The 26,274-nt window shown below is 69.7% G+C and carries 24 protein-coding genes; 11 read left to right on the forward strand and 13 right to left on the reverse strand.

Translation table 11 applies throughout. The features are described from left to right. From D7V77_RS24280 to D7V77_RS24290, 3 genes are all read left to right on the forward strand, one after another. A partial coding sequence (locus tag D7V77_RS24280) for a tryptophan synthase alpha chain (protein WP_233597200.1) occupies positions 1 to 2,226 on the forward strand: 2,226 nt, incomplete at its 5' end. 152 nt (positions 2,227 to 2,378) lie between these two features. Continuing rightward, a complete protein-coding gene (locus tag D7V77_RS24285) occupies positions 2,379 to 3,392 on the forward strand; it encodes a hypothetical protein (RefSeq protein ID WP_120578678.1) in 1,014 nt (337 codons plus the stop codon). 149 nt (positions 3,393 to 3,541) lie between these two features. Next, positions 3,542 to 4,747, forward strand: a complete 1,206-nt coding sequence (locus D7V77_RS24290) for a peptidylprolyl isomerase (RefSeq protein ID WP_120578679.1) — start codon at positions 3,542 to 3,544, stop codon at positions 4,745 to 4,747. Positions 4,748 to 4,753: 6 nt separating this feature from the next. Here D7V77_RS24290 and D7V77_RS24295 read toward each other — a convergent pair whose 3' ends face one another. Beyond that, positions 4,754 to 5,254 carry a hypothetical protein gene (locus D7V77_RS24295; RefSeq protein WP_120578680.1) on the reverse strand — a complete coding sequence of 167 codons (501 nt, stop codon included), beginning with the start codon at positions 5,252 to 5,254 and terminating at the stop codon, positions 4,754 to 4,756. 212 nt (positions 5,255 to 5,466) lie between these two features. Between D7V77_RS24295 and ppk1 the strand changes: the two genes are divergently transcribed. Next, on the forward strand, positions 5,467 to 7,632 hold the full coding sequence (ppk1, locus tag D7V77_RS24300) for a polyphosphate kinase 1 (protein WP_120578681.1): 2,166 nt from the start codon (positions 5,467 to 5,469) through the stop codon (positions 7,630 to 7,632). Between the two features lie 12 nt (positions 7,633 to 7,644). Here the strand turns inward: ppk1 and D7V77_RS24305 are convergent, their stop codons facing one another. The 4 genes from D7V77_RS24305 to D7V77_RS24320 form a co-directional block, all read right to left on the reverse strand. Continuing rightward, a complete protein-coding gene (locus D7V77_RS24305) occupies positions 7,645 to 8,226 on the reverse strand; it encodes a hypothetical protein (RefSeq protein WP_120578682.1) in 582 nt (193 codons plus the stop codon). A 126-nt stretch (positions 8,227 to 8,352) separates the two neighbouring features. After that, positions 8,353 to 9,495: an App1 family protein gene (locus D7V77_RS24310; RefSeq protein ID WP_120578683.1), complete on the reverse strand. Its 1,143-nt coding sequence runs from the start codon at positions 9,493 to 9,495 to the stop codon at positions 8,353 to 8,355. Positions 9,496 to 9,527: 32 nt separating this feature from the next. Further along, the gene (locus D7V77_RS24315) at positions 9,528 to 11,381 is read right to left on the reverse strand and encodes a glycoside hydrolase family 15 protein (protein ID WP_120578684.1); all 1,854 of its coding nucleotides are present in this window, start codon (positions 11,379 to 11,381) and stop codon (positions 9,528 to 9,530) included. Continuing rightward, positions 11,378 to 12,472 (reverse strand): glucose 1-dehydrogenase, encoded by a 1,095-nt coding sequence (locus tag D7V77_RS24320; protein ID WP_120578685.1) that lies wholly within the window; start codon positions 12,470 to 12,472, stop codon positions 11,378 to 11,380. Before D7V77_RS24320 ends, D7V77_RS24315 begins: the two co-directional genes overlap by 4 nt. A gap of 216 nt (positions 12,473 to 12,688) precedes the next feature. Between D7V77_RS24320 and D7V77_RS24325 the strand changes: the two genes are divergently transcribed. The 4 genes from D7V77_RS24325 (at position 12,689) to D7V77_RS24340 (ending at position 16,148) form a co-directional block, all read left to right on the forward strand. After that, the gene (locus D7V77_RS24325) at positions 12,689 to 13,234 is read left to right on the forward strand and encodes a hypothetical protein (protein ID WP_120578686.1); all 546 of its coding nucleotides are present in this window, start codon (positions 12,689 to 12,691) and stop codon (positions 13,232 to 13,234) included. A 133-nt stretch (positions 13,235 to 13,367) separates the two neighbouring features. Further along, positions 13,368 to 14,285, forward strand: coding sequence for an ABC transporter ATP-binding protein (locus tag D7V77_RS24330; protein WP_120578687.1), 918 nt, complete (start codon positions 13,368 to 13,370; stop codon positions 14,283 to 14,285). A 13-nt stretch (positions 14,286 to 14,298) separates the two neighbouring features. Next, positions 14,299 to 15,060 (forward strand): ABC transporter permease, encoded by a 762-nt coding sequence (locus tag D7V77_RS24335; protein WP_120578688.1) that lies wholly within the window; start codon positions 14,299 to 14,301, stop codon positions 15,058 to 15,060. Positions 15,061 to 15,128: 68 nt separating this feature from the next. Next, positions 15,129 to 16,148, forward strand: a complete 1,020-nt coding sequence (locus D7V77_RS24340; protein ID WP_120578689.1) for an ABC transporter substrate-binding protein — start codon at positions 15,129 to 15,131, stop codon at positions 16,146 to 16,148. Here D7V77_RS24340 and D7V77_RS24345 read toward each other — a convergent pair. Further along, entirely contained in the window at positions 16,145 to 16,576 is a 432-nt protein-coding gene (locus D7V77_RS24345) for a hypothetical protein (RefSeq protein WP_120578690.1), read from the reverse strand. The genes D7V77_RS24340 and D7V77_RS24345 overlap by 4 nt on opposite strands. Positions 16,577 to 16,780: 204 nt before the next feature. On the opposite strand from D7V77_RS24345, the gene D7V77_RS24350 reads away from it, so the two are divergent. Then, a complete protein-coding gene (locus D7V77_RS24350; protein WP_120578691.1) occupies positions 16,781 to 17,761 on the forward strand; it encodes an NYN domain-containing protein in 981 nt (326 codons plus the stop codon). A 21-nt stretch (positions 17,762 to 17,782) separates the two neighbouring features. On the opposite strand, the gene D7V77_RS24355 is transcribed toward D7V77_RS24350, so the two are convergent. Beyond that, the gene (locus D7V77_RS24355) at positions 17,783 to 19,825 is read right to left on the reverse strand and encodes a PilZ domain-containing protein (RefSeq protein ID WP_120578692.1); all 2,043 of its coding nucleotides are present in this window, start codon (positions 19,823 to 19,825) and stop codon (positions 17,783 to 17,785) included. A gap of 422 nt (positions 19,826 to 20,247) precedes the next feature. On the opposite strand from D7V77_RS24355, the gene D7V77_RS24360 reads away from it, so the two are divergent. Then, positions 20,248 to 20,739: a YkgJ family cysteine cluster protein gene (locus D7V77_RS24360; protein WP_120578693.1), complete on the forward strand. Its 492-nt coding sequence runs from the start codon at positions 20,248 to 20,250 to the stop codon at positions 20,737 to 20,739. 39 nt (positions 20,740 to 20,778) lie between these two features. After that, entirely contained in the window at positions 20,779 to 21,516 is a 738-nt protein-coding gene (locus tag D7V77_RS24365) for a hypothetical protein (protein ID WP_120578694.1), read from the forward strand. Between the two features lie 194 nt (positions 21,517 to 21,710). Here the strand turns inward: D7V77_RS24365 and D7V77_RS24370 are convergent, their stop codons facing one another. From D7V77_RS24370 to D7V77_RS24395, 6 genes are all read right to left on the reverse strand, one after another. Next, a complete protein-coding gene (locus D7V77_RS24370; protein ID WP_120578695.1) occupies positions 21,711 to 21,989 on the reverse strand; it encodes a hypothetical protein in 279 nt (92 codons plus the stop codon). Positions 21,990 to 21,991: 2 nt separating this feature from the next. Continuing rightward, entirely contained in the window at positions 21,992 to 22,336 is a 345-nt protein-coding gene (locus tag D7V77_RS24375) for a hypothetical protein (protein WP_126935281.1), read from the reverse strand. Next, on the reverse strand, positions 22,329 to 22,646 hold the full coding sequence (locus D7V77_RS24380) for a hypothetical protein (RefSeq protein ID WP_147452144.1): 318 nt from the start codon (positions 22,644 to 22,646) through the stop codon (positions 22,329 to 22,331). Before D7V77_RS24380 ends, D7V77_RS24375 begins: the two co-directional genes overlap by 8 nt. A gap of 258 nt (positions 22,647 to 22,904) precedes the next feature. Next, positions 22,905 to 23,354 (reverse strand): hypothetical protein, encoded by a 450-nt coding sequence (locus D7V77_RS24385; RefSeq protein ID WP_120578698.1) that lies wholly within the window; start codon positions 23,352 to 23,354, stop codon positions 22,905 to 22,907. 2 nt (positions 23,355 to 23,356) lie between these two features. Next, on the reverse strand, positions 23,357 to 25,255 hold the full coding sequence (locus tag D7V77_RS24390) for a ribonuclease R family protein (RefSeq protein WP_120578700.1): 1,899 nt from the start codon (positions 25,253 to 25,255) through the stop codon (positions 23,357 to 23,359). A 35-nt stretch (positions 25,256 to 25,290) separates the two neighbouring features. Then, on the reverse strand, positions 25,291 to 26,274 hold a 984-nt coding region (locus tag D7V77_RS24395; protein ID WP_120578701.1), incomplete at its 5' end, for a hypothetical protein.

Below are 26,274 nucleotides of genomic sequence, written 5' to 3' on the forward strand. Positions count from 1 at the left end.
GGGCGGACGGGCGGGTGGCTGGGCTGGGTGTGGCTCCTGGGGCTGTGGACGGCGTGCGGCCGGACGCTGCCGGAGGAGGCGGTCTCCGCCCGGATGGCCTGGCGGCCCCCGTCCCTCTGCGCGCCCATGACGTGTGAGTCCCAGGGGCTGAACTGCGGCTACGCCATCGACGGGTGCGGCGGCACGCTCCACTGTGGCGAGTGCGCGGAAGACCAGGCCTGCGGCGGGGGCGGAGTGCCCAACGTCTGCGGCCCCCAGCCCTGCGTCCCCAGCAGCTGCGAGGCGCGGGGCGCCACCTGCGGGCCGCTCTCGGACGGCTGCGGCGGCGTGCTCGACTGCGGCACGTGCGCGACCCCGGAGGTCTGCGGAGGCGCCGGCGTGCCCAACGCCTGCGGGCCTCCGGCCTGCGTCCCCACCACCTGCGAGGCTTCGGGCAAGAACTGCGGCCAGGTCGCGGATGGCTGCGGCGGGGTGCTCGACTGTGGTGCGTGCGGGCCAGACGAGACGTGCGGCGGAGGCGGCACCGCGAACCTGTGCGGCCGCGCTCCGTGCGTCCCCACCACCTGCGAGGCGCTGGGCAAGAACTGCGGCGCCGTGTCCAACGGTTGCGGCGGGGTGCTCGACTGCGGCGCATGCGGCGAGGGGCTCACCTGCGGCGCGGGCGGCGTGGCCAACGTCTGCGCCGCCCCGCTGTGCCAGGCGGCCACCTGCGCCGCGCTGGGAAAGAGCTGCGGCGAGGTGCTGGACGGCTGCGGCGACGTCCTGGAGTGCGGAGCCTGCGCGGCCGACGCGACCTGCGGCGGCGCGGGTGAGGCCAACGTCTGCGGCGCCGGCACCTGTGTGCCCACGACCTGCGCGGCCCTGGAAGCGAACTGCGGTCGCGTGTCCGACGGCTGCGGCGCGGTGCTGGAGTGCGGAGGCTGCCTCGCGTCCGAGACCTGCGGCGGCGCGGGCGTGCCCAACGTCTGCGGCAAGGCCGTGTGCACGCCGTCCACCTGCGAAGTCCTGGGCAAGAACTGCGGACAGGTCGCGGACGGCTGCGGCGGGACGCTCGATTGCGGCGCGTGCGGCGAGGGACGCACCTGCGGCGCGGGCGGCGTGCCCAACGTCTGCGCGGTCCCGGGATGCCGGCCCGCCACCTGCGGCTTCCTGGGTGCGACGTGCGGCGCGGTGGCGGATGGCTGCGGCGGCACGCTCGACTGCGGTGGGTGCGCGGCGCCGGAGACCTGCGGCGGCACGGGTGTGCCCCACGTCTGCGCGCCTCCGGAGCCCGTGTGCGTGGACCGGGACCTGGGCAGCGCGCTGCCGGTGTCGCTGAAGGGCTCCACCGTGGAGGCCCGGGACGACCACGCCGCCTCGTGCGGAGGCGCGGGCGCTCCGGACCGGGGCTACCTGTGGACGGCGCCCCGGGCGGGCACCTTCACCTTCGACACGGCCCGCTCGGCGATACGGTCCGTCATCGCCGTGTACGCGGACGGCTGCGGCGGCGAGGAGCTGGCGTGCGCCACGGGCGGCATCAGCTACGGCGGCGGGTCCCGGGTGGCGGTGACGCTGACGCAGGGCCAGCGGGTCCTGGTGACGGTGGACGCCGTGGCCGGCGGGTCCTTCACCCAGGGCGCCTTCGAGCTCCACATCGACGAATTGCGCGCCACCGAGGCCGGCGCCTGCTTCGACGGCATGGACAACGACGGGGACCGCTGGGTGGACTGCGCGGACACCGAGTGCCGCGACGAGCCCCGCTGCAAGGGCCAGGGCTGCGCCCACCACGACCTGGGAAGCGCCCTGCCCCTCACCTTCCAGGGCGAGACGGCCCTCTCCGGCGACGGCTTCCAGGGCACCTGCGGCGCGCTGCTCCAGCAGGACCGCGCCCACCTGTGGACGGCGCCCAGGGCCGGCACCTTCGTCTTCGACACCTCGCCCGGCAACGACCCGGACGCGGGCGGCCACGCCCTGTACCTCCTCACCGGCTGCCGGGGCACGGAGCTGGGCTGTGCCGCGCACCCACATCCCACCACCAAGGGTGCCCCGGCGCTGAAGCTCACCCTGGCCCAGGGGCAGTCCGTGCTGGTGGTGGTGGACGGCATGGCCCGGCCGGACCGGGACACCCCCATCCGCTACACCCTCCACGTCACCGAATGGGCTCCGTCCGAGGCCGGCCACTGCCACGACGGCGCGGACAACGACGCGGATGGCCGGGCCGACGACGCGGACCCCGACTGCCGCTGACGTTGACGCGTCGTGCCACAACCAGCGTCCCACACCCACCTTCTCACTACATGTGAGGTGCTACGCAACTGATCGACGGCTGCTGCGATAATCCCCGCAAGTCGTTCGCATCCCTTCCAATCATTCCTCGAACTCCGACGAGGGAGCCCCACATGAGCCTCATCGACCGCGCCCGCAGTGCCGTCTCCAACACCATCCGCCAGGTGCAGCAGGACCCCCTCAAGGCGGCGAAGGACATCGGGACGCAGGCGAAGAAGGGCTACGACACCTTCACGAAGGTGAAGACGGCCGTGAAGGACGGCTTCGACAACGTCAAGAGCCTGAAGACGGACGGCTTCAAGGCGACGTTGAAGGGCAACGTCGACAAGATGGTCTCCAAGGCCATGGACCCGAAGACCAAGCTCGACCTCAAGGGCAAGCTGGGCATCGCGGGCAAGGCCTTCGGCACCATCACCAACGCCACGAAGCTGGTGGGCCAGGCCGGCACGGCCATCTCCGACGTGCGCAACGCCGTGCGCTCCGGCAGCAGCGAGGACTGGAACAAGGCGCTGGGCTCCGTCGCCACCGCCGGCAAGACCGCGGTCAGCACCGTCAAGGGCGGCCTCGAGGTTGCCCGTGACGTGAACAAGTTCGGCAGCGCGTACAAGGCCGCCAGCGGCGCCTTCAAGGCCGCGGTCCCGGGCGCCGGCCCCAAGCTGGCCCGCGCCGCCGCCGGTGCCGCCGCCAAGGCCGCCTTCGAGGGTGGCGCTTCCTCCGCCATCAAGAGCGGCGTTCGCTCCGCCCTGAAGACCGCCGTCAGCGAGAGCGGCGTGGCCCTGAAGGCCGCCACGGGCACCGCGACCCGCGCCGCCGCCAAGGCCGCGCTGGCCGAGGGTGGCAAGGCCGCCGCCAAGGCCGGTGCGACCGCCGCCGCCAAGGCCGCCACGGGCACCCTGGCCAAGGCCGCCGGCCGCTTCGCCCCGGGCGCGAACATCGCCATCGCCGCCTTCGACACGGCGAACGCGGTCTCCACCCTGCGTGACCCGAACGCCAGCACCACCGCGAAGGTCACGGGCGTCATCACCGCCGTGGGCTCCATCGCCGCCGCCACCAACATCCCGGTGGTCAGCCAGGTGGGCGCCGCCGTCTCCGCCGTCTCCAGCTTCGTCGGCGGCCTGTTCGGGTAAGCCGTTGAAGTGACTGAAGGGCCCCCGGGTGGTGAACGCCCGGGGATGTCCCCGGGGGGTCCTTTTCTGGTAGGCACCGTGGCCGTGTGAGACGCGCACGTTTCAATCCCCTCTGGGACCACGGTCGCTACCTGCCAGGAGGCCCTCCGGTGGCCACGAAGAAGAACCCTCCCGCGAAGCCGTCCGCCGCACCCGCCGCCAAGGCGCCCGGCCCGTCTTCCACCCCGGCGAAGCCGGCGAAGTCCGCCGCCGCCCCTTCCACCCCCAAGCCTCCGGAAGCGCCCGCCGTCCCGGCGCAGACTCCCGTGCATCAGCTGGTGCAGCGGCTGCCCGTGGCGCCCGGCCTGGGCCACCAGGCGGACCTGCCGCAGGTGAAGGCCCCGTCGCTGGAGAACCTGAACATCCGCGTGCCCCAGGGCGAGGACCTCACGGAAGAGGACCTGCTGGAGCGCTTCCACGAGCTGGCCCGCGCGAAGGCGCAGGTCCGTGAGCGCGCGGAAGGCGAAGCCCTGGCCATGGGCGACGACGTGCGGCTGGACATCCTGGGCTACGCCAACGGCCGCCTCATCCCGCTGAGCACCCGCATGGGCTACTGGATGGAGCTGGCCCCCCAGGTGATGCTGCCCGGCTTCGCGGAGGTCATCGCGGAGGCCAGCGTGGGCGACAGCGTGGAGGTGGGGCTGGTGCTGCCGGACAACTACCCGGCGGACCCGCTGCGCGGCATGCCGGCGCGCTTCCTGGTGGACGTGCGCGGCGCGCGCGAGGTGAGCATGCCCGACACGGAGTCGGACGCGTTCCTCCAGCAGTTGGGCCGCGGCTCCACGCATGAGGAGGTCATGAGCTCCATCGTGGAGGAGATGGAGAGCGAGATGGCCGACATGCTCTGGGTGGACGCGCGCAACCGGGTGCTGGACGAAATCGTCGCCCGCGCGGACGTCACCGTGCCCAAGGCGCTGGTGGACGAGGAGATCCGCCGCCGCTGGAAGCAGGCGGAGGGCGAGGTCCTGGCGCAGAAGTTCTTCAGCCTGGAGGAGCAGCAGGAGGCGCTGGACGGCTGGCTGCACCACCCGGGCATCCGCGACGACGTGGAGCGCCGCCTCAAGATTGCCCTGGTGCTCCGCGCCATCGCGCAGCGGGACAAGCTCCAGCTCACGCCGCAGGTCACGCTGGAGCTGCTCAAGGAGTCCTCGGAGCCCTTCGGCATCACCGAGGCGCAGCTGCGCGAGTCCATGCTGGACCCGGCCGCGTCCGCGCAGATGACCGACGTCGCGTGGCACCTGCTCGCCGTGGAGCACGTGATGACGCAGGCGAAGGTGACCTTCGAGGGCGCCGAAGCGGGGCTCGCTCAGGGCTGAAAGCGGCTACCCCGCCGGGTTCTTGGGCGCGGGCGGCTCCTGGCCGGGCGCGATGAAGGCCCCGGTCGCGGGGTCTATCTGCCAGGCCGAGTACTGGTGCGTGAGCACGTCGCGCACCTGCCCCTGCTCGTAGCAGACCGAGTACACGACGAAGACCTCGTTCACGAAGTTGGGCCGGCCGTAGCGGTAGCAGTCCTGGTCGCCCTGCTTCTGGAGCGTGAGCGGGTGGCCCAGCAGGCCCCCGACCTCCTGGGTCGTCATCCCCGCGCGCAGCACCTTGATGCCGTGCGGCGTGACGACGGAGAAGGACGTTCCGTTTGCACGCCAAAGGGTGAAGAAGCCCAGGGCGAGCACCACGGGCACCGCCGCGGCCACGAACCAGGTGAAGGTGAAGCGGTTGGACTTCTTCTGGGACCCTTCGCGGAAGGCCGTGAACAGGGCGTCCGGGGACGTGTCCGCCGGGGCACCGTCCGGAATGGCCGGGAAGGAGGAATTGGGAGCGTTCACCCCTCTTGAATGCCGTCAGTGGCCGCCGGATTCAAGCGATGGACTGCCGGGGAGTCCACAGCCCGCACGCCTCGCTGGCCACTGCCAGGGTCATCCAGGGTGGGATACGCCCGGATGTCCGGTTCCAGGCCAGGCGTGCGAGTTCACAATCGGCGCGGTGCGAGACTGCTAGAGGGCACACCCTGAGAAACACCTAGGAGGAGTCACACGTCATGGCGAAGCGCGCCGCCGCCAAAGGCACCCCCCAGAAGACCATGGACCGGGACGTCGTTCCCCCGGGCACGGAGTTGCCGGACAGCGACCTGTTCTTCAACCGGGAGCTGTCGTGGCTGGCCTTCAACGACCGGGTGCTGCAGTTGGCCGAGTCGCCGGAGATGCCGCTGATGGAGCGGATGAAGTTCATCTCCATCTACGCGCGCAACCTGGATGAGTTCTTCATGATCCGCGTGGCGCGGCTGCACGAGCAGATCGCCGCGCGCGTGGGCCGCCTGGTGCCGGACGGCGCGTCCCCGGGCGACACGCTGGACAAGCTGCACACGGGCATCCTGGAGCAGGGCCGGCGCCACGCGGACTGCTTCGAGAAGGTCCTGCGCCCCGCGCTGGCGGAGAAGGGGCTGCGCATCCTGTCCATGAAGGAGCTGGACGCGGATCAACGCGCGCAGATGGAGCAGCGCTTCCGCGAACAGATTTTCCCCGTGCTCACGCCGCTGGCCATCGGGCTGGGGCGGCACTTCCCGTACATCTCCAACCTGTCCCTGAGCCTCGCGGTGCTCCTGCGCGACCCGGTGGCGGAAGACGAGAGCGTGGCGCGGGTGAAGGTGCCCAAGGAGATATTGCCCCGCTTCGTGCCGCTCAAGGGGGGCACGTTCTTCGTGCCGCTGGAGGAGATCATCGCGCAGCACCTGGGGGACCTGTTCCCCGGGATGGAGGTCCTCAACTGGAGCCTGTTCCGCGTGACGCGCGACGCGGACTACACCGTGTCCGAGGACGCGGAGGACCTGCTCAAGGCGGTGGAGACGGAGATCAGCCAGCGCCGCTTCGGGGACGTCATCCGCCTGGAGATTCAAGCGGGGATGAACGCGAAGCTGCTGGAGCCGCTGGTGGAGGCGCTGACGCTGGAGCCGCGGCAGGTGTACGAGGAGCACGGCCTGCTGGACCTGGCGGACGTGATGTCGCTGGCGATGACGCCGGGCTTCTCCGAGCTGCGCGACCCGCCGTGGACGCCGGTGACGCAGGCACGGCTGCGCACGGACAACGAGTCCGCGGACGGCGGGGGCACGGTGATGTCCGCGATGCGCAGGGGCGACCTGCTGGTGCACCACCCCTACGAGTCCTTCGCATCTTCCGTGGAGCGCTTCGTGAGCGAGGCGGTGGAGGACCCGGACGTGCTGGCGCTGAAGCAGACGGTGTACCGCACGTCGGACAGCTCCCCGCTGGTGCCCGCGCTCATCCGCGCGACGGAGCACGGCAAGCAGGCGGTGTGCATGGTGGAGCTGAAGGCGCGCTTCGACGAGCGCGCCAACATCCGCTGGGCGAACGCGCTGGAAGAGGCGGGCGTGCACGTCGTGTATGGGATTCCCAGCCTGAAGACGCACGCGAAGGCCATCCTCATCGTGCGGCGCGAGGGCGAGCGGGTGCGGCACTACGTGCACATCGGCACGGGCAACTACAACCCGAAGACGGCGCGGCTCTACACGGACCTGGGGTTGTTCACCACGGATCCGGACATTGGCGCGGACGTGGCGGACGTCTTCAACTTCCTCACCGGCTTCGGCCGGCCGCGCTCCTTCCGCAAGCTGCTGGTGGCGCCGCTGACCATGCGGGAAGGGCTGCTGGAGGAGATCAAGAAGACGCAGGCGGCGCACACGCCGGAGACGCCCACGCGCATCATGATGAAGATGAACGCGCTGGTGGACCCGGGCATCATCCGCGCGCTCTACGACGCGTCCCGCGCGGGCGTGCGCGTGGACCTCAACGTGCGAGGCATCTGCTGCTTGAGGCCGGGGGTGCCGGGCGTGTCGGAGCACATCCGGGTGGTGTCCAACCTGGGCCGCTTCCTGGAGCACCCGCGCATCTACACCTTCGAGCGGGGCGCGACGTCGCGGTGCTACATCGGCTCCGCGGACATGATGCCGCGCAACCTGGACCACCGTGTGGAAATCCTGGCGCCGGTGGAGGACCCCACCCTGGCCGCGCAGGTGCGAGACGTGGTGGAGCGCTGCATGGTGGACACCAGCGGCGCGTGGGAGCTGGGCACGGACGGCACGTGGCGGCGGCGCACCGCCGCCACGCCCAACGACAAGCGCTCCGCCCAGGGTGAGCTCATGGAGCGCGCCATCCGCATGGTGCAGATGCAGAGCGGGCGCCCCGTGGCCTGAGCGGGGGACGGCTCAAATCTCGTGGTTCACCAGGTTGAACACCGCCACGCGGTGCGACTGGGGGAACAGCACGATGAACAGGTGGTTCCAGTCATGCGCGCCCGGAGCCACCAGGTACGAGCTGTAGAAGTAGCGGATCTGCACCTGCTCCGTGCCGTTGCCAATCTCCGTGAGCAGGTGCGGGTCCAGCGCGTCGAAGAAGAAGAGCGCGTCGGACAGCGTGCTGAACGGCACGGTGCCCCGGTCCTGCCAGTTGATGCGGCTCTGCTCGCGCGGGTCCTGCATCAGCGCGAACACGGACTCCACCGCGTCCGACAGCGTCGGCGTCTGCGTGGAGGACCAGGGGAAGCCGTACACGTCCAGCGTGCCGTCACACCAGTTGTTGTGCGTGTCGCACTCGTCGTTGCCGGCCTCCATGATCGACTCGAGCAGCGGCGTGGGGCCTTCCCACTCCAGCTCGATCTGGCTGAGCTTCGACTCCACCGTGCGCACGGACTGGGTGGACTCGGGCGCCGGCTCGGACGGTGCGTTGTTGCACGCTCCCAGGAACAGCGCGGAAGCCAGCACGGACCACTTCAGGGTGTTTCGCGACATGTGGACGACCTCGGGGGGATGAAACGAGGGAGGCCCGCGTGTGCCACAGCCCTCTCCCCGCCCTCAAGCCACAACACGTCACCCGTTCACGTGTCACCGCGCCGTGACGCGCGGGGTTGGAAATCTTCAGCCCCGCTCGCCCAGGGCGCTCCGCGCGGCGTCCTCGCGGCGGTGGGCCTCCACCTCCGGGACCTCCTCCCAGCGGATCCACCCGGCGCGCGCCGCGTGCCTCGCGGCGGCCACCGTGTCGTCCACGGCGACCAGCTCACTGCCCGCGTCGCGGATGTCCTTCGCGATGGTCTCCATCTCCTCGCCGCGCTTGGAGCCCCCCGGCACGTTGCGGATGTAGACGCAGCGGATGCGGCCCGGGTACTCGCGCACGATGGTGCGGTAGTGCTCCGCGTCCTCCTGGCCGCTGTCCCCAATCAGCACGAAGGGCAGATGCGACAGCGTCTCCAGCACGCCGCGAATCTTGTCCAGCTTGTGCCCGTGCCCGCCGCCCGGCGCGAAGCCATGCCGTGACAGGCCCCAGTCACGCAGCAGCAGCGGGCCAATGGGGATGCGGTGGATGGAGAGGAACTCGTCCAGGTGCTCGTAGAGGTTCCACGGGCTGCTGGACACGTAGAAGATGGGGTTGTCCGCCGTGCCGCTCGCGCCCGCCTGGAGCGCCGCGTAGAACGCGTCCACGCCCGGGAAGGGCAGCCGCCCCCGGTGCTCCGTGAGGAACAACGCCCACGCGCGCTTGAGCGGATCCGTCACCCCCGTGGCGATGACCGTGTCGTCGATATCGCTGATGACGCCCAACTCCGCGCTCGTCCCCGCCACCCGCACCGGCGCGGACACGCGAGGCACCCCTTCCGCCTCCGGCGACAGGAGCTCCAGTTCCACCATGTGCCAGCCGGAGCGCACGCCCTCGGGCGGAGGCACCCATAGCTCCAGGAAGCCCTCCTCGTCCGTCACGCCCTCCCAGCGCTTCTCCCCCCAGCGCACCGCCACGTGCGCGCTGGAAATCTCCCGCGTCATGTAGCGCTTGTAGGAGGCCACGGCGCTGCTCCACAGCGTGTGGCGCTGGCGCTGGGGCGTCACCTTGCGCTCCTCCAGCACGCGCGCCTTGATGACCACGCGCTCCGGGGTGCCGTAGCCCCGGTACGGCAGGATGCGCAGCGGCGGGGCGATGCCCAGCCCCTTGCGCACGCGGCGGCTCAGCACGTCGTATTGGGCATCCGCCTTGACGGCGAAACGGAACAGCAGCGGGTACAGGTCGGGCATGGCGGGTGCGCGCGAGTCTACCGTCCCCTCCGTCAATCGTGGCGGCCCAACGTCCGGTCCAGGTTATATGCCGCGCTGATGAGCGACAGGTGCGTGAGCGCCTGCGGGAAGTTGCCCATCGCCTCGCCGGACATGCCCGTCTGCTCCGCGTACAGCCCCACGTGGTTCGCGTAGCCCTGCATCCGCTCGAAGATGAGCCGCGCCTCGTCCAGCAGGTCCGGCCGGACGCTGCTCGCGCGCGTCATCGCCTCCACCAGCCAGAAGCTGCACAGGTTGAAGGTGCCTTCGCTGCCTTCAATCCCATCCAGCTTCTCGTCCGCCTCGTAGCGGAACACCAGACCGTCCGACGTCAGGCCTCCCTCCTTCGGAGCCTTCCGGATGACGTCCAGCGTGGAGATCATCCGCGGATCCACCGGCGACAGGAAGAACACCAGCGGCATCAGGAGGTTCGCCGCGTCCAGCGCTTCGTGCCCGTAGGCCTGGATGAAGGCGCCCTTCTCCTGGCACCAGCCCTTCTCCATGATCTCCTCGAAGATGGCGTCGCGCGTCTTCAGCCACTTCGCCCGGTCCGCCGGCAGGCTGCGCTTGTCCGCGAGCCGGATGGCCCGGTCCACCGCCACCCAGCACATCAGCTTCGAATAGACGAATTGCCGGCGCGAACCGCGAATCTCCCAGATGCCCTCGTCCTCCTTCTGCCAGTGGTCGCACACCCAATCCACCAGCCGCCGCAGGTGCCGCCAGAAGTCATAGGAGATGGGCGCCGCGTACTTGTTGGACAGGTACACGGAGTCCATCAGCTCCCCGTAGATGTCCAGCTGCAGCTGGTCCGCCGCCGCGTTGCCAATGCGCACCGGACGCGCGCCGCCATAGCCGCGCAGGTGATGCAATTCCTCCTCGTCCGGCACCCGGCCGCCGTCCAGGCGGAACATCAGCGGCAGCGGCCCGTCCCCGTTCTCCGCGCAGCGCGCCTCCACCCAGCGCATGAACGCGGCGGCCTCCTCGTTGAAGCCGATGCGGATGAACGCGTAGACGGTGAAGGCCGCGTCCCTCAGCCAGCAGAAGCGGTAGTCCCAGTTGCGCGTGCCGCCGGGGGACTCCGGCAGGCTGCACGTGGGCGCCGCGATGATGGCCCCGGACGGCTCGAAGGTCATCAGCTTCAGCGCCAGCGCCGAGCGCTGCACCATCTCCCGCCACCGCCCCGTGTACTTGCACTTGGACACCCAGTGGCGCCAGTAGTCCACCGTGTCGCGGAAGAGCTTCTCCGCGGAGTCGTGCGTGTGCAGGTGGTGGTGGCAGCCCTCCACGCCGCCCTCGCGCAGGGTGAAGACCGCGGACTGGCTCTCCTTCAGCGTGAAGTGCGCGACGACGCCGTTCTTGTCCTGCTTCAGCGGGATGGGCGTCACCAGCTGCATGCTCAGGCCCTTGGAGACGAAGGCCGCGCCGCCGTTCACCACGTGCGTCTCATGCTCGTCCCGGGCGTAGTTGAACGCCGGGAAGCACTCCATGCGGAAGGACATCTGCCCGCGCACCACGCGGATGCGCCGCAGGACCTCGCGCCCCTCCGCCCTCGCCCCCTTGCCCAGCGGCATCAGGTCGATGAGCTCCCCCACGCCGTCGGGCGTGTAGAAGCGCGTCACCAGCACGTTGGTGTCCGGCCAGTAGAACTGCCGCTTCTGGACGTTGTCCGGCTCCGGGGACACGCGCCAGTACCCGCCCTTCTCAGGGTCCAGCAGCGCCGCGAAGATGCTGGGGCTGTCGAAGTGCGGAAAGCACATCCAGTCGATGGTGCCCTCGTAGCCCACCAGCGCCACCGTGCGCAGGTCGCCGATGATGCCGTGGTCCTCGATGGCCACGCCGCCCTTCAGGTCCGAGTGATGCAGGTTCACCGGGCATGCTCCTGGAACGAGATGACGTGCTTGATGCCGCCCTTCGCTTCCACCACCTTCACGAACTCCGACGGCGGGTGGCGCTGGGTGATGAGCGCCTCCAATCTCCCCGGCCACTTCGCGCGGAAGCGGGCCAGGTCCTCCAGCGCTTCACGGAAGTCACTGTCCGACGCGTTCACCGTGCCGAACATCACCCGGTTGCCCAGGACGAGCTGCCCCAGCACCTGGTCACCTTGCAGCTCCAGCGGCTCCTCGCGTCCGGGCACGCCGGTGAAGATGAGCACGCCGTTCTCCTCCAGCACCTGGAGCGAGTCGAAGGCCACCTTCGACGCCCCCGTCGCCTCGTAGATGAGGTCCACGCCGCCCAGCTGCTTCTTCAAGGCCTCCACCGTCACCTCCTTCGAGGAGATGTACGGCGCGCCCACCGCCTCGGATGCGGCGGCCTTCTCGTTGGGCTTGGGGCTGCGCGAGTACACCGTCACGTCGAAGCCCGCGCGCATCAGCGCCATGGCCCCCAGCTGCGCCACGGGCCCCGCGCCCAGCACCAGCGCCTTGCCGGGGTTCAGCTTCCACGGCAGGCGGGACTGGATGTGCGCCACCTCGCGCAGGCCCTTCTCCGCGATGGTGAGCGGCTCGGTGAGCACGGCCACGCCGCGCAAGCCGTCGTCCGCCTTGTGCAGGTAGGCCGCGTCCTCCACGAAGTGCTCCGAGCAGAAGCCGTGCGCGCCCTGGATGCCGCGCTCCGTGTAGTCCCCCGTCACGCAGAAGTCCGGGTAGCCGTGGCTGCACGCCGGGCAGCGCGTGTGCGGACAGGGCCTGCGCACCCGGGGCACCACCAGGTCCCCCGGCTTCAGGCCCTGCACGTGCGCGCCCACCTCCATCACCTCGCCCAGGCACTCGTGGCCCAGGATGAGGTGGTCCTCTCCTTTCGGCGCCGCGCCGTGGTCTCCCTTCAGGATCTCCTGGTCGGTGCCGCACACGCCCACCTCCAGCGTGCGCACCTTGACCTGGGTGGGCGAGTGCAGCCGCGGTTCGGGAACGTCGAGGACGCGCACCTCGCGCGAGGGGAACATGACGGCCACGGCCTTCATGGGATGAGGACTCCTTCCGGGCGAAGTGCTGAATGTCCCAGGACAAGGGGTGCGGACTTGGGACCCATGTCGCAAGTGCCCGTCCGCCGCCCTGCGTTTCCCCACCCGGCCCGCCAGAGGGGACCGCCGCTGAACAGCCCGGGCCGCCCGCCTGCCTGGAGGGCGACACTCGAAAGCACTGCCCCCCTGGGTCGCGCGGGTCTATAGAAACAGGCCGTGCGTTCGCCCCCCGCCTACCGACGCAGCCGCGCCACCGCCATCGGTGCCACGGCCTTCCTGATGCTCGCCCTGCCCTTCCTGGTGCTGGGGGTGTTCTTCCTCGGCCAGAACGCGCGCATGGACCTGCGCTGCGAACCCCAGGGCCCGTGCGTCCTCACCCGCTCCAGTTGGTTGAGCCACGACGAGGTGGGCCGCTACGCGCCCGCGGACATCCAGGGCGTGGAGGTGGCCCGCAGCCGCAGCACCCGCAAGGGCGCGGCGCCCATCTTCCGGGCCCAGCTGCAGACGCGCTCTGGCGTCCAGCCGCTCGCCTACCAATGGACGGAGGCCGAGCCGGAGGCCCAGGCCTTCGCGGACACCGTGCGGCGCTACCTCACCGGTCCCCGCACGGACGCACTCGAGGTGTTCCAGGACGACCGCAAGGCGTCGCTGCGCGTGGGCGGCGCCTTCACCGTCGTGGGCCTGGGCGTGCTCGCCCTGAGCCTGTGGCTGCTCTCCCGCACGCTGGCGCACCGCAAGGCGGAGCGGGCCACCGTCTCCTGAAGGACAACAGAGCGCGTCGAAAAGCAGCCGGACGTGCGCCGCGGATTTCACTTCCTGTCCTACAGTGAAAGGCGCCTGCCCGCTTCCAGGCCCCTCCTGTGCGACCGCGGGGCAGGTGAATAGGTTGTGGCGAATGTTTCGACGCCTCATCGAGCGGATGCGGGGCCTGCGCCAGGCGGCGCCATACCTCTTGCGGCCCGCGAACGTGGACGCGGACCGGGCGAAGATCTCCATCGCCCAGCTGGACCACCACTACTCCAACAAGGTCGTGGCGCTGAAGGACGTGAACCTCAACGTCCGCTCGGGTGAGTTCGTCTGCCTGCTCGGCCCGTCCGGCTGCGGCAAGTCCACGCTGCTCTACGCGCTCGCCGGCCACGTGGTGCCCACCGGCGGCCGCGTGGCCATTGACGGCAAGCCCATCCACGGGCCCGGTCCGGACCGGCTCCTGATGTTCCAGGAGGCCGCGCTGTTCCCGTGGCTCACCGTGCGCGGCAACATCACCTTCGCGCTGGGCGCCCGGGGCGTGCCCCGCGCCGAGCGCCGCGAGCGGGCCAACGCCTTCATCCAGCGCGTGCGCCTGGAGGGCTTCGAGGACACGCTGCCCCACCAGCTCTCCGGCGGCATGAAGATGCGCGCCAGCCTGGCCCGGGCGCTCGCGGTGGACCCCACCGTGCTGCTGATGGACGAACCCTTTGGCGCGCTGGACGCCCAGACGCGCGTGCACATGCAGGAGATGTTGCAGGCCATCTGGCTGCGCTCCGGCAAGACCGTGGTGTTCGTCACCCACGACGTGCAGGAGGCGCTGATGCTGGGCACCCGCGTGGTGCTGATGGCGCCCCGTCCGGGCCGCGTGGTGGAGGACCTGGAGATCCACCTGCCCATGCCGCGCTCGCTGGAGGACCCGTCCCTGGACGCGATGGCGCGCGACATCCGCCACCGACTGCGTGCCTCGGAGGACAACGCGCTGGAGGTCCCTCCCGCGGAGCCCGTGCAGCGCCGCACGCGCACGCCGTCCAGCCTGCCTCGCGCCAGCGTCGTGACCGGCCGTTAGAGGGGACACCGCCATGCTGAAGTGGGCGCAGAAGCTGGGGATGATCGCGCTGCTCTTCGCGCTCTGGGAGGGGCTGTCGCGCTCGGGCGTGTGGAACAAGCACCTGTTCCCCGGACCGCTGGAGGTGGTCCAGGCGCTCATCGCCATGGCCCGCGACGGACAGCTGGGCGGCGCCACGCTGCGCTCGCTGGGCCGGCTGACGCGCGCCTATCTCATGTCCGTGGGCATCGGCGTGCCGCTGGGAATCTGCATCGCGCGGCTGTCCTTCTTCCGCAACGCGGTGAAGCCGGTGGTGATGGGCCTGCAAGCCCTGCCCTCCATCTGCTGGCTGCCCCTGGCCCTGTTGTGGTTCGGCCTCAACGACACCGCCATCCTCTTCGTGGTGGTGATGGGCAGCGTGCTGGGCATCGCCATCGCCACCGAGGACGCGGTCAACGGCCTGGACCCGCAGCTGGCCCGCGTGGCCAGGACCCTGGGCGTGCGGGGCCTGCGCTTCTACTTCGGCGTGCTCCTGCCCGGCGCGCTGCCCGGCATCGTCACCGGCCTCAAGCTGGGGTGGAGCTTCGCGTGGCGCGCGCTGCTCGCGGGCGAGCTGCTCTTCGTCTCCGGCGGCCTGGGCCAGCTGCTCACCATGGGCCGCGAGCTGATGGACGTGTCCCAGGTGATGGCGGTGATGCTGGCCATCATCCTCATCGGCATCACGGTGGATCGCGTCCTCTTCCAGACGGTGGAGACGCGCCTGCGGCGCCGGTGGGGCCTGACGGCGTCCGTGTGAGCCTCAAGACGCTTGCGCACTCACGGGCATTGATAACAGGCGGGGAATCTCCATTAGCGTGACGCACCATGGCTTCCGCGCGTCCGCTGTCCCTGCTCCTCGGTGTCTGCGTCGTCCTCCTGACGGGTGTCACGTCCTGCAAGAAGGACACGCCCTCCGGCGCCAACGCGCCCCTGCGCGTGGCCTTCTTCCCCAACATCACGCACGCGCAGGCGTTGGTGGCGAACTCGGAGGGGCTCTTCGGGTCGCAGCCCGGCATGGGCCACGTGGAGGTGCGGCAGTTCAACGCGGGCCCCGCGGCCATGGAGGCGCTGGTGGCGGGCTCCGTGGACGTGGCCTACGTAGGCCCGGGCCCCGCCATCAACACGTACCTCAAGGCCGGCAAGGAGCTGCGCATCATCGCGGGCGCGGTGAACGGCGGCGCGGTGCTGGTGGTGAAGAACGCGAAGACGGCCGCGGAGCTCAAGGGCAAGAAGCTGGCGACGCCGCAGCTGGGCAACACGCAGGACATCGCCCTGCGCACCTGGCTGAAGGCGCAGAAGCTGAGCATCTCCACGGACGCGGGCGGCGACGTGCAGGTGATTCCCATCAGCAACCCGGACATCCTGGCCCAGTACCTCCAGGGCGCCATCGAGGGCGCGTGGGTGCCCGAGCCCTGGGGCGCGCGCATGCTCGCCGAAGGGGGCGGTCACATCCTGGTGGACGAGCGCGACCTCTGGCCGGACAAGCGCTTCCCCACCACGGTGGTGGTGACGACGAAGAAGGTGCTGGAGACGCAGCGCCCGCGCATCGCGGCGCTCCTGGGCATCCACGTGCGGCTCACCGAGCGCTGGCGCGCGGACCCCGCGGCCTTCGCCACGTCCGTCAACGCCGCCTTCGGCCAGCTCACGCGCAAGCCCCTGCCGGCGCCCGTGCTCCAGGACGCGTTCTCCCGCCTGGAGCCGAGCCTGGACCCGGTGCCCGCCGCGCTGAAGACGTCCGCCGAGCACGCGAAGTCACTGGGCTTCATCCCCAGTGACGACGTCGCGGGGCTCGTGGACCTGAGCGTCCTGGACGAGGTGCGCGGCGGCGGCGCGAAGCCGAACTAGTCCAGCTTCTCCCCCTGGAGGGACAGGGCCACGTTGTCCGTCTCGTCCACCTGGTAGAGGGCCAGGACCTGCTGCCCCTTGAGCGGTGGCTTGTAGATGGTCAGGTTGCTCATATCCAGTGGCACCACCGGCCCGGTCACGTCCCGCACATACAGAATCAACCCGGACCGCTTCACCACGGGTCCGCTGACCTGGCGCATCTTGTCCGGGTCCGGGGTGATTTGCCGCACGGCCTGGCCCGGGGCGACGATGTCCGGTGTCAGGGTGGGGATGGTGCTCGGAACGTTCGACGGGCTGCTGCTCGCAGGATTGGTGTAATTCGCCACCATCTGCCCGGCCTGGTCGCCGTCCTTGGTGACCGTAGGCTCACTCGCCAGCGCGGGACCTGCGCACAACAAGAGACCGAGCGTCGGCGCGGTCCACGCCATGGCTCGCCAACGTCTGGTGAATCCGTGCATCATGGTGACACCTCCGTGGCACGGGGGCGCTGCCCCCGGGCTCAGGCCTAAACGTAGGGTGGGCAGCACTGAATGTTCAGCGGCGGAACACAGGCCGTGCGTGAGGCAGCTTCCCCACAGTAGGGTGGCGCGCACGCGAGCCAAGGACCGCTCGCATACGAATACGAGGCACCTTTGGCTGGACGCACCGACGAGCAGCACCGCATCGCCCTCTTCATCGACTTCGAGAACCTGGTCACCAACACCGGCATCAGCGCCAACAACTTCGACCTGCAGCCCGCCCTGGACCAGCTCCTGGAGCAGGGCAAGGTCGTCTTCCGCCGCGCGTACTGCAACTGGTCGCGCTTCGAGGACGCGAAGCAGCGCCTGCACGACGTGGGCGTGGAGCTGGTGGACGTGCCCCCCTCCACCCGCGCTGGCAAGAACAGCGCGGACATGCGCCTGGTCATCGACGCGCTGGAGCTGTGCTACGCGCGCGAGCAGATTGACACCTTCGTCATCGCCTCCGGCGACAGCGACTTCTGCCCCCTGGCGTACAAGCTGCGTGAGAACGGCCGCACCGTCATTGGCCTGGCCGTGCGCGAGGCCAGCTCCCAGATGTTCGTGCGGGCGTGCGACCAGTTCATCTACATGAAGCCCAAGAACCGGGGCGAGTCCTCGCACAAGGACAAGGACCACGGCGGCCGGGGCTCCAAGTCCGACGAGGGCAAGGGCGGCAAGCGGGGCGGGAAGGGCCACGACAAGGGCCACGACAAGGGCGGCAAGGAAGGCGCCGAGTCCAAGGGCGGCAAGCCCAAGGCGGAGGTGCCCGCCGTCGCGCGCGAGGTGGTGCAGAGCCTGCTGCGCCGCGCGACCGGCCCGCTCAACCCGTCGCTCGTCAAGGAGACCATCGTCCGCAAGGAGCCCGACTTCGACGAGCGCGACCACGGCTTCTCCACCTTCGCGCGGCTGCTGGAGGCGCTGGAGCAGGAAGGCCTGCTGCGCCGCGTCCAGCAGGGGCGCCAGGGCTACATCGTGGGCCCGGACTCGGACGTCGGCGCTCCGCCGCGCGAAGCCAAGGGCGGCAAGGGGCGCCACGCCAAGGCGCCCGTCCCGGTGGAGGAGGAAGAAGAGGAGCTGGAGTCCTACCCGGACCCGGACGACGAGGGGCTCTAAGGCCCCCCGCCCTCGAGTCCACTACGTCGCGCGCGGCGTGGTGGACTCGCAGAGGTGCTCCAGGAACTCCGGCAGCAGGCGGGCGGACATCACCCACAGCTTGCCGTCGCCCAGGTCCGCCAGGGACACGCGCTCCGCGTACTCCACGCAGGTGGCCTCCACGTAGTGGACGAACACCTTGCGGTCGCGCGCGCGGTACCACTCCGCCGCGCGGCCCAGCAGCGCCACGAACGCGTCCTGCACCTCCGGCCGCGCATCGTCCTCCAGCGGCACCAGGCGCACGCCGTCCAGCACGTTGAAGAGGTTGAGGCCCGGCTGCGCGGACTCGAACACCGCGAAGGCCACGGCGCGGCCTTCATGGCGGGCCACCACCAGCTCACGCTCGCGGGACAGGCCGGCGTCACCCCAGCCGGTGCGCGTGGTCTCCAGGTCGAAGCGCTCCGGCACCAGGTCCAGCGCTTCTCTGTAAGCCTCCGGGCGGGTGTCGGCCACGCGGGCGAAGAAGCTGGCCCGCTCCTCCTGGGTGGGTGCGCCCAGGGCGATGTTCGCGGGCTGCGTCCAGGCGCTGTCCACCTCGCCCTCCATCAGGCGGAAGGGCACCAGGCACGTCTGGCCGGTGTGCGCGTACCAGGTGGCGAAGTCGAACTTCGTGTAGCGCACCCAGCGCACGTTCGCCTCGCAGTAGGCGAAGAACCACTTCACCTCCGGGTCCACCTGGGTGGGCTCGTAGCCGCGCAGGTAGATGTCGCGCAGGGCCTCGCGAGCGGTGGAGCGGCTGCCCGGGGGCTGGTGCCGCGCCAGCTGGTGCGCCATCCAGCTGCCCGCGTAGGGCTTGAGCACGGACAGCGTGGCCTCCATGCCGTCCTCCGCGGGGCGCACCACGCGGTAGCCCAGCAGCGGCGCCTCCTGGAGCTTGTCCTGCGTGCGGGAGAACTGGTCGCGCAGGCTGGTGAACTTCTCCGGCTCCTTGCCCGGGAGGCGGAAGTAGCCGGAGCGCTCGAAGAGCTTCCAGGTGGCGTCGTTCCAGTCGCCTTCCACCTGGGTGGTGGGGTGGGCCTGGGCCTCCACCAGCGCGCGCCACGCGCGGGCCCCTTCGGCGTCCAGGGGCCGGACGCTCACGCCGCAGCGGCGGCCGTTGGGCGTGCTGGAGATGTTGCGCACCTCCGCGCGCAGGCGCACCGGCGCGTGGCCCTCCAGCCCGACCTCCATCACCGGCAGGCGCAGGCCCGGGTACATCAGGTCCTCGCCGGGCTCGGTGAGGAAGGACAGGCCTTCGTAGGAGACATCCAGCAGGCCGCGGTGCACGTGCACCTGGGGCCAGAGCGGATGGTCGAACTCCACCGTGCAGGACGCGTGGGCCTGCGTGCGGCGCAGCCAGCGGTGGCGGAAGCGCACCAGCGACGTGGGCGCCGGCATCAGCAGCAGGCCACCCTCCACGCGCGCGGCGTCCATCTGGAAGTGCACCACGCTGGAGTAGCCGAACGCCTCCAGGGTGAGGGGCCCGGGGGGAAGCGTCCCGTGCAGCTGCCAGCCGAACGCGTCCTGGAGCGGCTCGAAGAAGGCGCAGGTGACCTCCGCCACGGTCTGGCCATCGCGCGAGCGCAGCACGCCGCGGGCCTGGCGGGACGCGAGCGCTTCACAGATGCGCGCGACGCGGTCCGCGTGGTCGATCTGCTCGCGCCACACAGGCCGCGTCTCCGGCGTGAGCAGCAGGCCGTTGTCACGCAGCGACTCCAACAGGCCCACGATGCGGCGGCCCGCGTCCAGCGGCGGCGCGACGAAGCGCAGGCTCACCTCCGGGCGCATGGCGTTGACGCCAATCACCTCCGCGTCCAGCGCGGTGGCCCACCGCTCGCCTTCACCCACCACCACGGACGCGGCCTGTCCCTTGCGGGGCACCGCGCGCGACTCCAGGTGGAGCGTCAGGTGCTCCAGGGACAGCTGCACCAGACGTCCGGGAGAGAAGTCCGAACCAAACGAGGCCGCCGCGCTGAGCTCGGTTCCCATCCGGTATCCGAGGAGGGCTTCGCGGCCGGCCGGCGCGTCGTGAGTGTCAGTGTGCATGCGGGGGCTCCCTGATGTCCTACGGGGCATGATCCTACGACGTCCGAAGAAACTGTGTTGTCCCCAGTTACGCGTGACCCGGGGAACTCGGATTCCCACAGAGTGGAGATCATTCATCCCTTCTGCACTGAGACCTTCGGGCTGGAGCGGCGGCCACGCATTGGACTGTCGCGAATTGGTTTCTCACGAGTCGGGGATTTCCTTCACGGACAGGCGCATCACCTTCCAAGACAGGTGCGGACCTGTCCCTCCCCTCGGGTCGCGCGGACCCCGGAAACACAGGGTGATTCCGACACATGGAACACAAGGGACATGTCGCATGTCTACTGGTGAGACAAGGCATGCCTTGGGGGACAGAGGTTGGTGCGACACACGTCGGGGATGACTCGCCTCCCCGCGAGGCGTTATCCCGGGAGCACGCCATGTCCTCCGCCCTGTCCACCCTCTGTCTCCACTGCGGCATGTGCTGTGACGGCACCCTCTTCACCCAGGTGCCGCTGCGGCCCCCCGAGGCGGAGGCCCTGCGCCAGCGCGGCCTGTCGCTGTCCGTGAAGGAGGACGGCACGGAGGTGTTGCCCCAGCGCTGCGCCGCCCTGGAGGGTCTGTGCTGCACCGTGTACGAGGAGCGCCCCGAGGCCTGCCGTCGCTACCGCTGCCAGCTGTTCAACGCGCTGGCGGAGGGAGAGGTGTCCCTGGAGGAGGCGAAGGGCGTAGTGGATACCGCGCACGCCAAGGTGGACGCGGTGGTGCGCGGTGTGGGTTCCGCTGAGGGCGGAAGGGGTCCCGCGATGCGTCAGGCCCGGGTGGCCGCGGCCTCGCTGACCCTGGCTCCCGAGACACGAGAATCCCTGGCGCACGCGGAGGTGTACCTGGACCAGCACTTCCGGGGGCGCTTCCGCCGCTCGGGCGGCTAGCGTGGCGAGGTCCTGTTCTCCGACCGAGGTCCTGCTCCCGTGAAGACGTCCCTGCTGGCCGTGTTGTCGTCCGCCGTGCTGTTCGCTGGTGCGCCTGCCTCCGCGCAGAGCAGTGAGTTCGTGAAGTCCACTCAGGTGGACCTGGACGGGGACGGCAAGCCGGAGGCGGTGTCGCTCACGGCGGGGGAGGACGGGAAGTTCACCTTGAAGGTGGGCGGCGCGACGTTGAAGGGCGACGCGGCCGGCAACGAAGTGCCGGGCTTCCAGGTGGTGGACCTGGACACGGGCGACAAGTGGAAGGAGCTGCTGGTCCAGACGCTGGGGGAGCTGGACGACGGTCACCGCTACTTCGTCTACGGCTACGACGGCAAGGCAGTGAAGCTGTTGGGAGACGTGCACGCGCTGACCGAGGCGAAGGGCAACGGCATCGTCCTGGTCGATAGGTGGATGGGGTTCTGGCAGAAGCGGGACAAGTACACCCTGGACCGCAAGGCGTGGAAGCTGGTGCACGTGCCACAGGAGCTGTACGCGGTGACGGCCGAGCCCGGGAAGGAGGTCACGGCCACGGTGAAGAAGTCCTTCCCGCTGACGCAGAGCCGCACCGGTTCCGCGGTGCTGGCCACGACGGCGCAGGGCTCCAAGGTGACGGTGCTGGCCGCGAGCGTCCCCGCGAAGGGGGAGGTCCTGTACCTGGTGAGGTCGTCCACCGGGCTGCTGGGCTGGGTGCCCGGCAACGTCCTGGTGGAGTCCACGGACGGGTTGCCGCTGGCGGGGTGAGTCACTCCCGCATGAGGAGGATGTTGCGTGCTCCACAGACGTCGCAGACCAGATACCGCTCGAACCGTGTCGGGTCTGTTGGAGCAGTCACATCTTGAACGGTGAGGAAGCCATCTGCTTTTTCCGGGCAACGGACCTGGGCCCCTGGATTCTCCGCGAGGATCTTCCCGGCTTGAATCCAGGCCTTGCTCGTCTCAGAGATCATCGGGATTACCGCCCCCCTTCATCTTCTCCGCGTAGGCCTCCAGGTCATCGTGCAGCGGTTCCGCCGCCTTGACGATGCCGCGCCAGACAGGGTGGCCCGCGGCGATGAACTTCGCATCACCGAAGGGCAGGCCATGGAGCTGCGCCAGCCCCATGATGCTCTTGGCTAGAGGCAGGCCTGCGTCATGGAGCGCCACGACTGTATCCTCCACGGAGAGGCCACGCTGGACGTCCGGGCGGAGTGAAGCAATGACGGCGTCGTAATCCATGTTCAGTATTTCCGAAGGCTTGACCAATCCAGATTGATTGAATCATCCAGGCGCAGCACCAGCCGGGCATCACTTCCTTGATACGAGAAGCGGCATGTCATGGTCTTGCCCGAGACTGTCATTGATTCTGCCCCTTCATGGCAGACAGTGATCAGTGGCGAGTCCATGACCTGGAGGGCGGTTTGCACCGACCGCTCGAAGAGATTGAATGAGAACCGCAGCCTGACGCCACGGCGGTCCGAGACTTCGTAGCACCAGTAGCCATCTTCGACGGACCGTTCGACCGGTTCCGCGCTGAAGAACTCAAGAAGCTCAAGCTCGTCAGGAATCGAGAACACGTCACTCATCCACGCCGCCCTTCTGCGCTCCCGTGGCGAGGTCGACCTCGAACGTCTGCGTCGCCTCCGTCCGCATGTCCCAGTACTCACCGATGATGGAGCGCTCCGTCACCTGGACGATCTTCATGCCATCCCATGACAGCCGCTTCGTCCGCCACCGCAGGCCTTCCGCGCCGTAGGCCACCATTTCGGTGAAGTCCGCGAACACCACGACTCCAGCCGCAGGCACGGCGCGGACGTCCATCACGGACGCCACCTGGACTGGCTCCCAAGTGCTGGGGTCGCGGGCCGTGACGAGATAGCCCGCACCTCGTGACACGACACAGAGCTTCTCCGGGCTTGGCATTGCTAGGACGCGGCTGACTCCCGCACCCTTCACGTTTCCGGACGCGAACATCCCCAGCCAGGGTGCACCGCCTGCTGGCGTGACACGCACCAGCAAGCCGTCCTGTCCTGCGGCGGTGTTCCCGGGGAAGAAATGCCGTGGGGAGGTCTGTGCGCCGGGGCCTTCATCCGGCACCTCCCACGTATAGGTGCCATGAAAGCCAGGGTCTGTCGGTTCACTCATGCTTTTCAATCAGGGTTTCGGTCCGTCCCGTCGAACCAGGACGTCGTTGTCGATCTTTTCGAGCTCGGAGAACCGCAGACCTTCGAGGGCCATCCGGCGCACCAACGGTCTGGCGGCCTCAGCCAGCTCCCCGACCCGGATGGGTCGCTCGGGCATGGCCACCCGCTTGTACGGTCCCCCATACGGATCCGCGTCGAAAGCGAACACGCCCCGCTCCGCCATCATCCGCCAGGTGTTCTCGCAGCCCTCCGCCACGCTCGGCGCGAAGCGCACCTCTGAAGAGACAGGGGACACGAGAATGGCGTTGATGGCGGCATCCAGGGCGTCCGTGTCCTGCAAGACTTCGCACGGCACATAACCTCCCCCCGCCGTGCTCAGCAGGGCGACGTGTCCCTCCACGTCGCTCGCGAGCCAATCGAATTCGTAACCGTCGATCTCCTTGGCCGATATCGCGCCCATGGCTATTCGACCAGGGCGAACTCCACCCGGCCCAGCTGCTCATCCGTGGAGACGACCTTCACGGTGATGGGCATGCCCACGGTGAAGGTCCGCGTCTTGCCCACCATGGACAGCTCACGCGTGTCCGGACGGTAGGGGCCGCCCGCGAGTCCTTCCGCCGGCACCATGCCCTCCACCCACATGCCATCCAGCTGCGCGACGAGGCCGAAGGGCTTCACTCGCACGATGCGCGCGGGGAACTGCTGCCCGATGCGGGTGGACATGAAGCGCGCTTCCAACTCGTGGTGGCGGTCCACCTCCGCGCGGTTGGCGGAGCGGGCGCGCACGTTGATGTGCTGGGAGAGCGATTCGATCTCCGGGTCCTCGTGCACGAAGTCGCGCCGGCCGTGGAGGTACGCCTTGATGAGCCGGTGCACGGCCAGGTCCGCGTACCGGCGGATGGGCGACGTGAAGTGCAGGTACAGCTGCGCCGCGAGCCCGAAGTGCGGGCCCGGCTTCACGGTGTAGCGGGACGGGCCCAGCGACCGGCGCAGCACGGAGCGCAGCGCGGCCTCCGCCTTCGCTCCGGAGATCTGCCGGTCGAACGTGGCCAGGGCCAGCGGGGTGAGCTGCGCGCCGAAGCCCGCCGCGAACCCCGAGTGCAACGCGAACGCGTTCACGTCCGCCACGCGCTGCGGATCCGGCTGTTCATGCACGCGGTACACGGTGGGCACGCCACGGGTCATCAGCCAGGTGGCGATGGCTTCGTTGGCCGCGACCATGAAGCGCTCAATCATGTTGTGCGCGGAGGTGTCCTTCTCCCCGGCGAGCCCGGACACGGCGCCCGTGGCGGTGTCGAAGGTGAAGCGCGCCTCGTCGCGGGACATGGCCATGCCGCCGCGAGCCCCTCGGGACACGGCGAGCCGCGCGGATGCCAGTCGGAACCAGGGCATGGCTTCGCGCACGGGCTCCATGGCGGGGGAGATGGAGTTGTCGTCGAGGAAGGCCGCGACCTCGTCGTAGTTCAGCCGTGCCCAGGAGCGGATGAGGCTTTCATAGACATCCGCGGCGGTGACACGGCCGTCCGGGTCGATGCGCAATTCAACGGTGAGACAGTGGCGCTCCTCGTTGGGCACCAGGCTGAGCCAGTGCGCGGACAGCTCCTCCGGGAGCATGGGGAGCACGCGGCCCGCCAGGTAGACGCTGGTGGCGCGGGCGCGGGCCTCCAGGTCCAGGGGGGTGTTCTCCTTCACGGACTCGCTCACGTCCGCGATGGACACGAGCAGGCGCAGGGCGCCGTCAGGGCCCGCGGGCAGCACGGAGATGGCGTCGTCGATGTCGCGGGTGGACGGCGCGTCCACGGTGACGGTGGGGATGGAGCGCAGGTCGCGCCGGGCGCCGCCCAGGGCGTGGGGGGTCTCCTTCGCACGGAGGGCTTCCTGGACGACCTCCGAGGGGAAGTCCCGATGGAGTCCGTGGCGGGCGATGACCCGCTCCAGGGAGCGGTCCGCGCCGGGCTCCAGGCGATAGAGGAGGACGACCTTTCCGTCCGCGATGCGGGCGACGACAGCGTCGTTGTGCTGGACGGGGGTGGTGCCCGGGTCCAGGGGCCAGTCGGTGTTGGAGACCTCCTTGTCGATGCGCAGGAAGAAGGCGCCCTTGCGCGACACGACCTCGCCGTAGACGACGGTGCGGGTGCGCTCCATGAGCGACAGGCCAGACGCGGTCCACCGTCCCTCGCCGGACGCCGTCACGGTGGCGGAGACGACATCACCCGCGAACAGGGGGTTCAGGTCCGGAGGAGGAATGAAGGCGGACAGCACCTCCGGAGTGCCGGGCTCCTGCACGGTGAGGAAGCCGAAGCCACGAGGATGCACGTCGACGCGGCCGGTGACGGTGCGCGGGGAAGCGGAGGTGTCCATGTCGGTGCCGTGCTTAGCCCACGTCGGGACGAACGTCACTGGAAGCCAGGGGGCTTCCCACTGTCTGTCTTCAACCTCGCTCCCGGGTTCAGCTCGAAGACGAGCCCGAACTGCCAGAGGCTGATGCGCTCCAGGAAGAGGATGTTGTAGTAGTCCTGCCCCCGCACGTACCTGGCGAACACGCCGAAGCCGGATGCCCAGCGCGGATTCGCCGCCACCTCCACGCTCAGCGTTCCCCGCTGCGCCGGCGTCTCACCGAATGGATGCGAGAACGAACCCTCCAGCCGGAAGCGGTTCCCGTTCACCTCGCGCTCCCCCACCAGTCCCACCCCCCAGTGCCCATTCCCATACACGTGGCGCTGCGCCGGGCTCATCCCTCCGGGTCCAATGGCTGAGTTCAATTCGTAGAAGGCATTCGCCCCCACCAGCCATGCGCTCAGCCGGTCCAGATCCACTCCGAACCCCAGCCGGCTGTGCAGTTCGAAGCGCAGCACGTTCGTGGAGAAGCTCCCCGTGATTTCGTTCAACGGCAGCGTGCCCTCCGCGGGCTCGCAGTTCGGGTCCGTCCCCGTCTGGTTCGCGAAGAAGCACCCGTCCTCGCCGTTGGAGTAGTGCCCCGCGATGACGTTCAACCCCAGCGCCAGCACCCGGGGCGCTGCGTCCTTGTCGGGGCCGTGCAGGAGCCGCAGGTGCGCCGCCTGGAGCGTCAACTTCATCAGGTACGACGGCGGCAGGATGGGGTTGCTGTCCGTGTTCGCCATCCGCAGCCGGATGTTCGGCGTGAACACCGCCGAGAACAGCGTCTCCCGCCCGTCCTCCTTGAAGTCGTCCAGCTTCAACTGCGGCAGGAAGAGGTTCGGCGCGAACTGGCCCTCGAAGACCAGCGGCAAGGGCGAGTCCGGGTCCCCCTGCCGCTGGATGCGGCTGGGCGACACGAACAGGTACGTGCGGTCCAGGAACAGCGGCGTCTGCAGGTCGTACTCCACGTGGAGCCCCTTCGCCTCCGCCCCACCCCACCC

The sequence above is a fragment of the Corallococcus sp. CA041A genome (assembly GCF_003612075.1).
In the GTDB taxonomy this organism is placed as follows: domain Bacteria; phylum Myxococcota; class Myxococcia; order Myxococcales; family Myxococcaceae; genus Corallococcus; species Corallococcus exiguus.

What these genes read in the sequence shown, in the direction of transcription:
- D7V77_RS24285 (WP_120578678.1), top strand. Translation starts at nt 2,379, where the DNA reads ATGAGCCTCATCGACCGCGCCCGCAGTGCCGTCTCCAACACCATCCGC.
- ppk1 (WP_120578681.1), top strand. Translation starts at nt 5,467, where the DNA reads ATGGCGAAGCGCGCCGCCGCCAAAGGCACCCCCCAGAAGACCATGGAC.
- D7V77_RS24305 (WP_120578682.1), bottom strand. Translation starts at nt 8,226, where the DNA reads ATGTCGCGAAACACCCTGAAGTGGTCCGTGCTGGCTTCCGCGCTGTTC.
- D7V77_RS24310 (WP_120578683.1), bottom strand. Translation starts at nt 9,495, where the DNA reads ATGCCCGACCTGTACCCGCTGCTGTTCCGTTTCGCCGTCAAGGCGGAT.
- D7V77_RS24320 (WP_120578685.1), bottom strand. Translation starts at nt 12,472, where the DNA reads ATGAAGGCCGTGGCCGTCATGTTCCCCTCGCGCGAGGTGCGCGTCCTC.
- D7V77_RS24330 (WP_120578687.1), top strand. Translation starts at nt 13,368, where the DNA reads ATGTTTCGACGCCTCATCGAGCGGATGCGGGGCCTGCGCCAGGCGGCG.
- D7V77_RS24335 (WP_120578688.1), top strand. Translation starts at nt 14,299, where the DNA reads ATGCTGAAGTGGGCGCAGAAGCTGGGGATGATCGCGCTGCTCTTCGCG.
- D7V77_RS24340 (WP_120578689.1), top strand. Translation starts at nt 15,129, where the DNA reads ATGGCTTCCGCGCGTCCGCTGTCCCTGCTCCTCGGTGTCTGCGTCGTC.
- D7V77_RS24345 (WP_120578690.1), bottom strand. Translation starts at nt 16,576, where the DNA reads ATGGCGTGGACCGCGCCGACGCTCGGTCTCTTGTTGTGCGCAGGTCCC.
- D7V77_RS24355 (WP_120578692.1), bottom strand. Translation starts at nt 19,825, where the DNA reads ATGCACACTGACACTCACGACGCGCCGGCCGGCCGCGAAGCCCTCCTC.
- D7V77_RS24360 (WP_120578693.1), top strand. Translation starts at nt 20,248, where the DNA reads ATGTCCTCCGCCCTGTCCACCCTCTGTCTCCACTGCGGCATGTGCTGT.
- D7V77_RS24370 (WP_120578695.1), bottom strand. Translation starts at nt 21,989, where the DNA reads ATGGATTACGACGCCGTCATTGCTTCACTCCGCCCGGACGTCCAGCGT.
- D7V77_RS24375 (WP_126935281.1), bottom strand. Translation starts at nt 22,336, where the DNA reads ATGAGTGACGTGTTCTCGATTCCTGACGAGCTTGAGCTTCTTGAGTTC.
- D7V77_RS24385 (WP_120578698.1), bottom strand. Translation starts at nt 23,354, where the DNA reads ATGGGCGCGATATCGGCCAAGGAGATCGACGGTTACGAATTCGATTGG.
- D7V77_RS24390 (WP_120578700.1), bottom strand. Translation starts at nt 25,255, where the DNA reads ATGGACACCTCCGCTTCCCCGCGCACCGTCACCGGCCGCGTCGACGTG.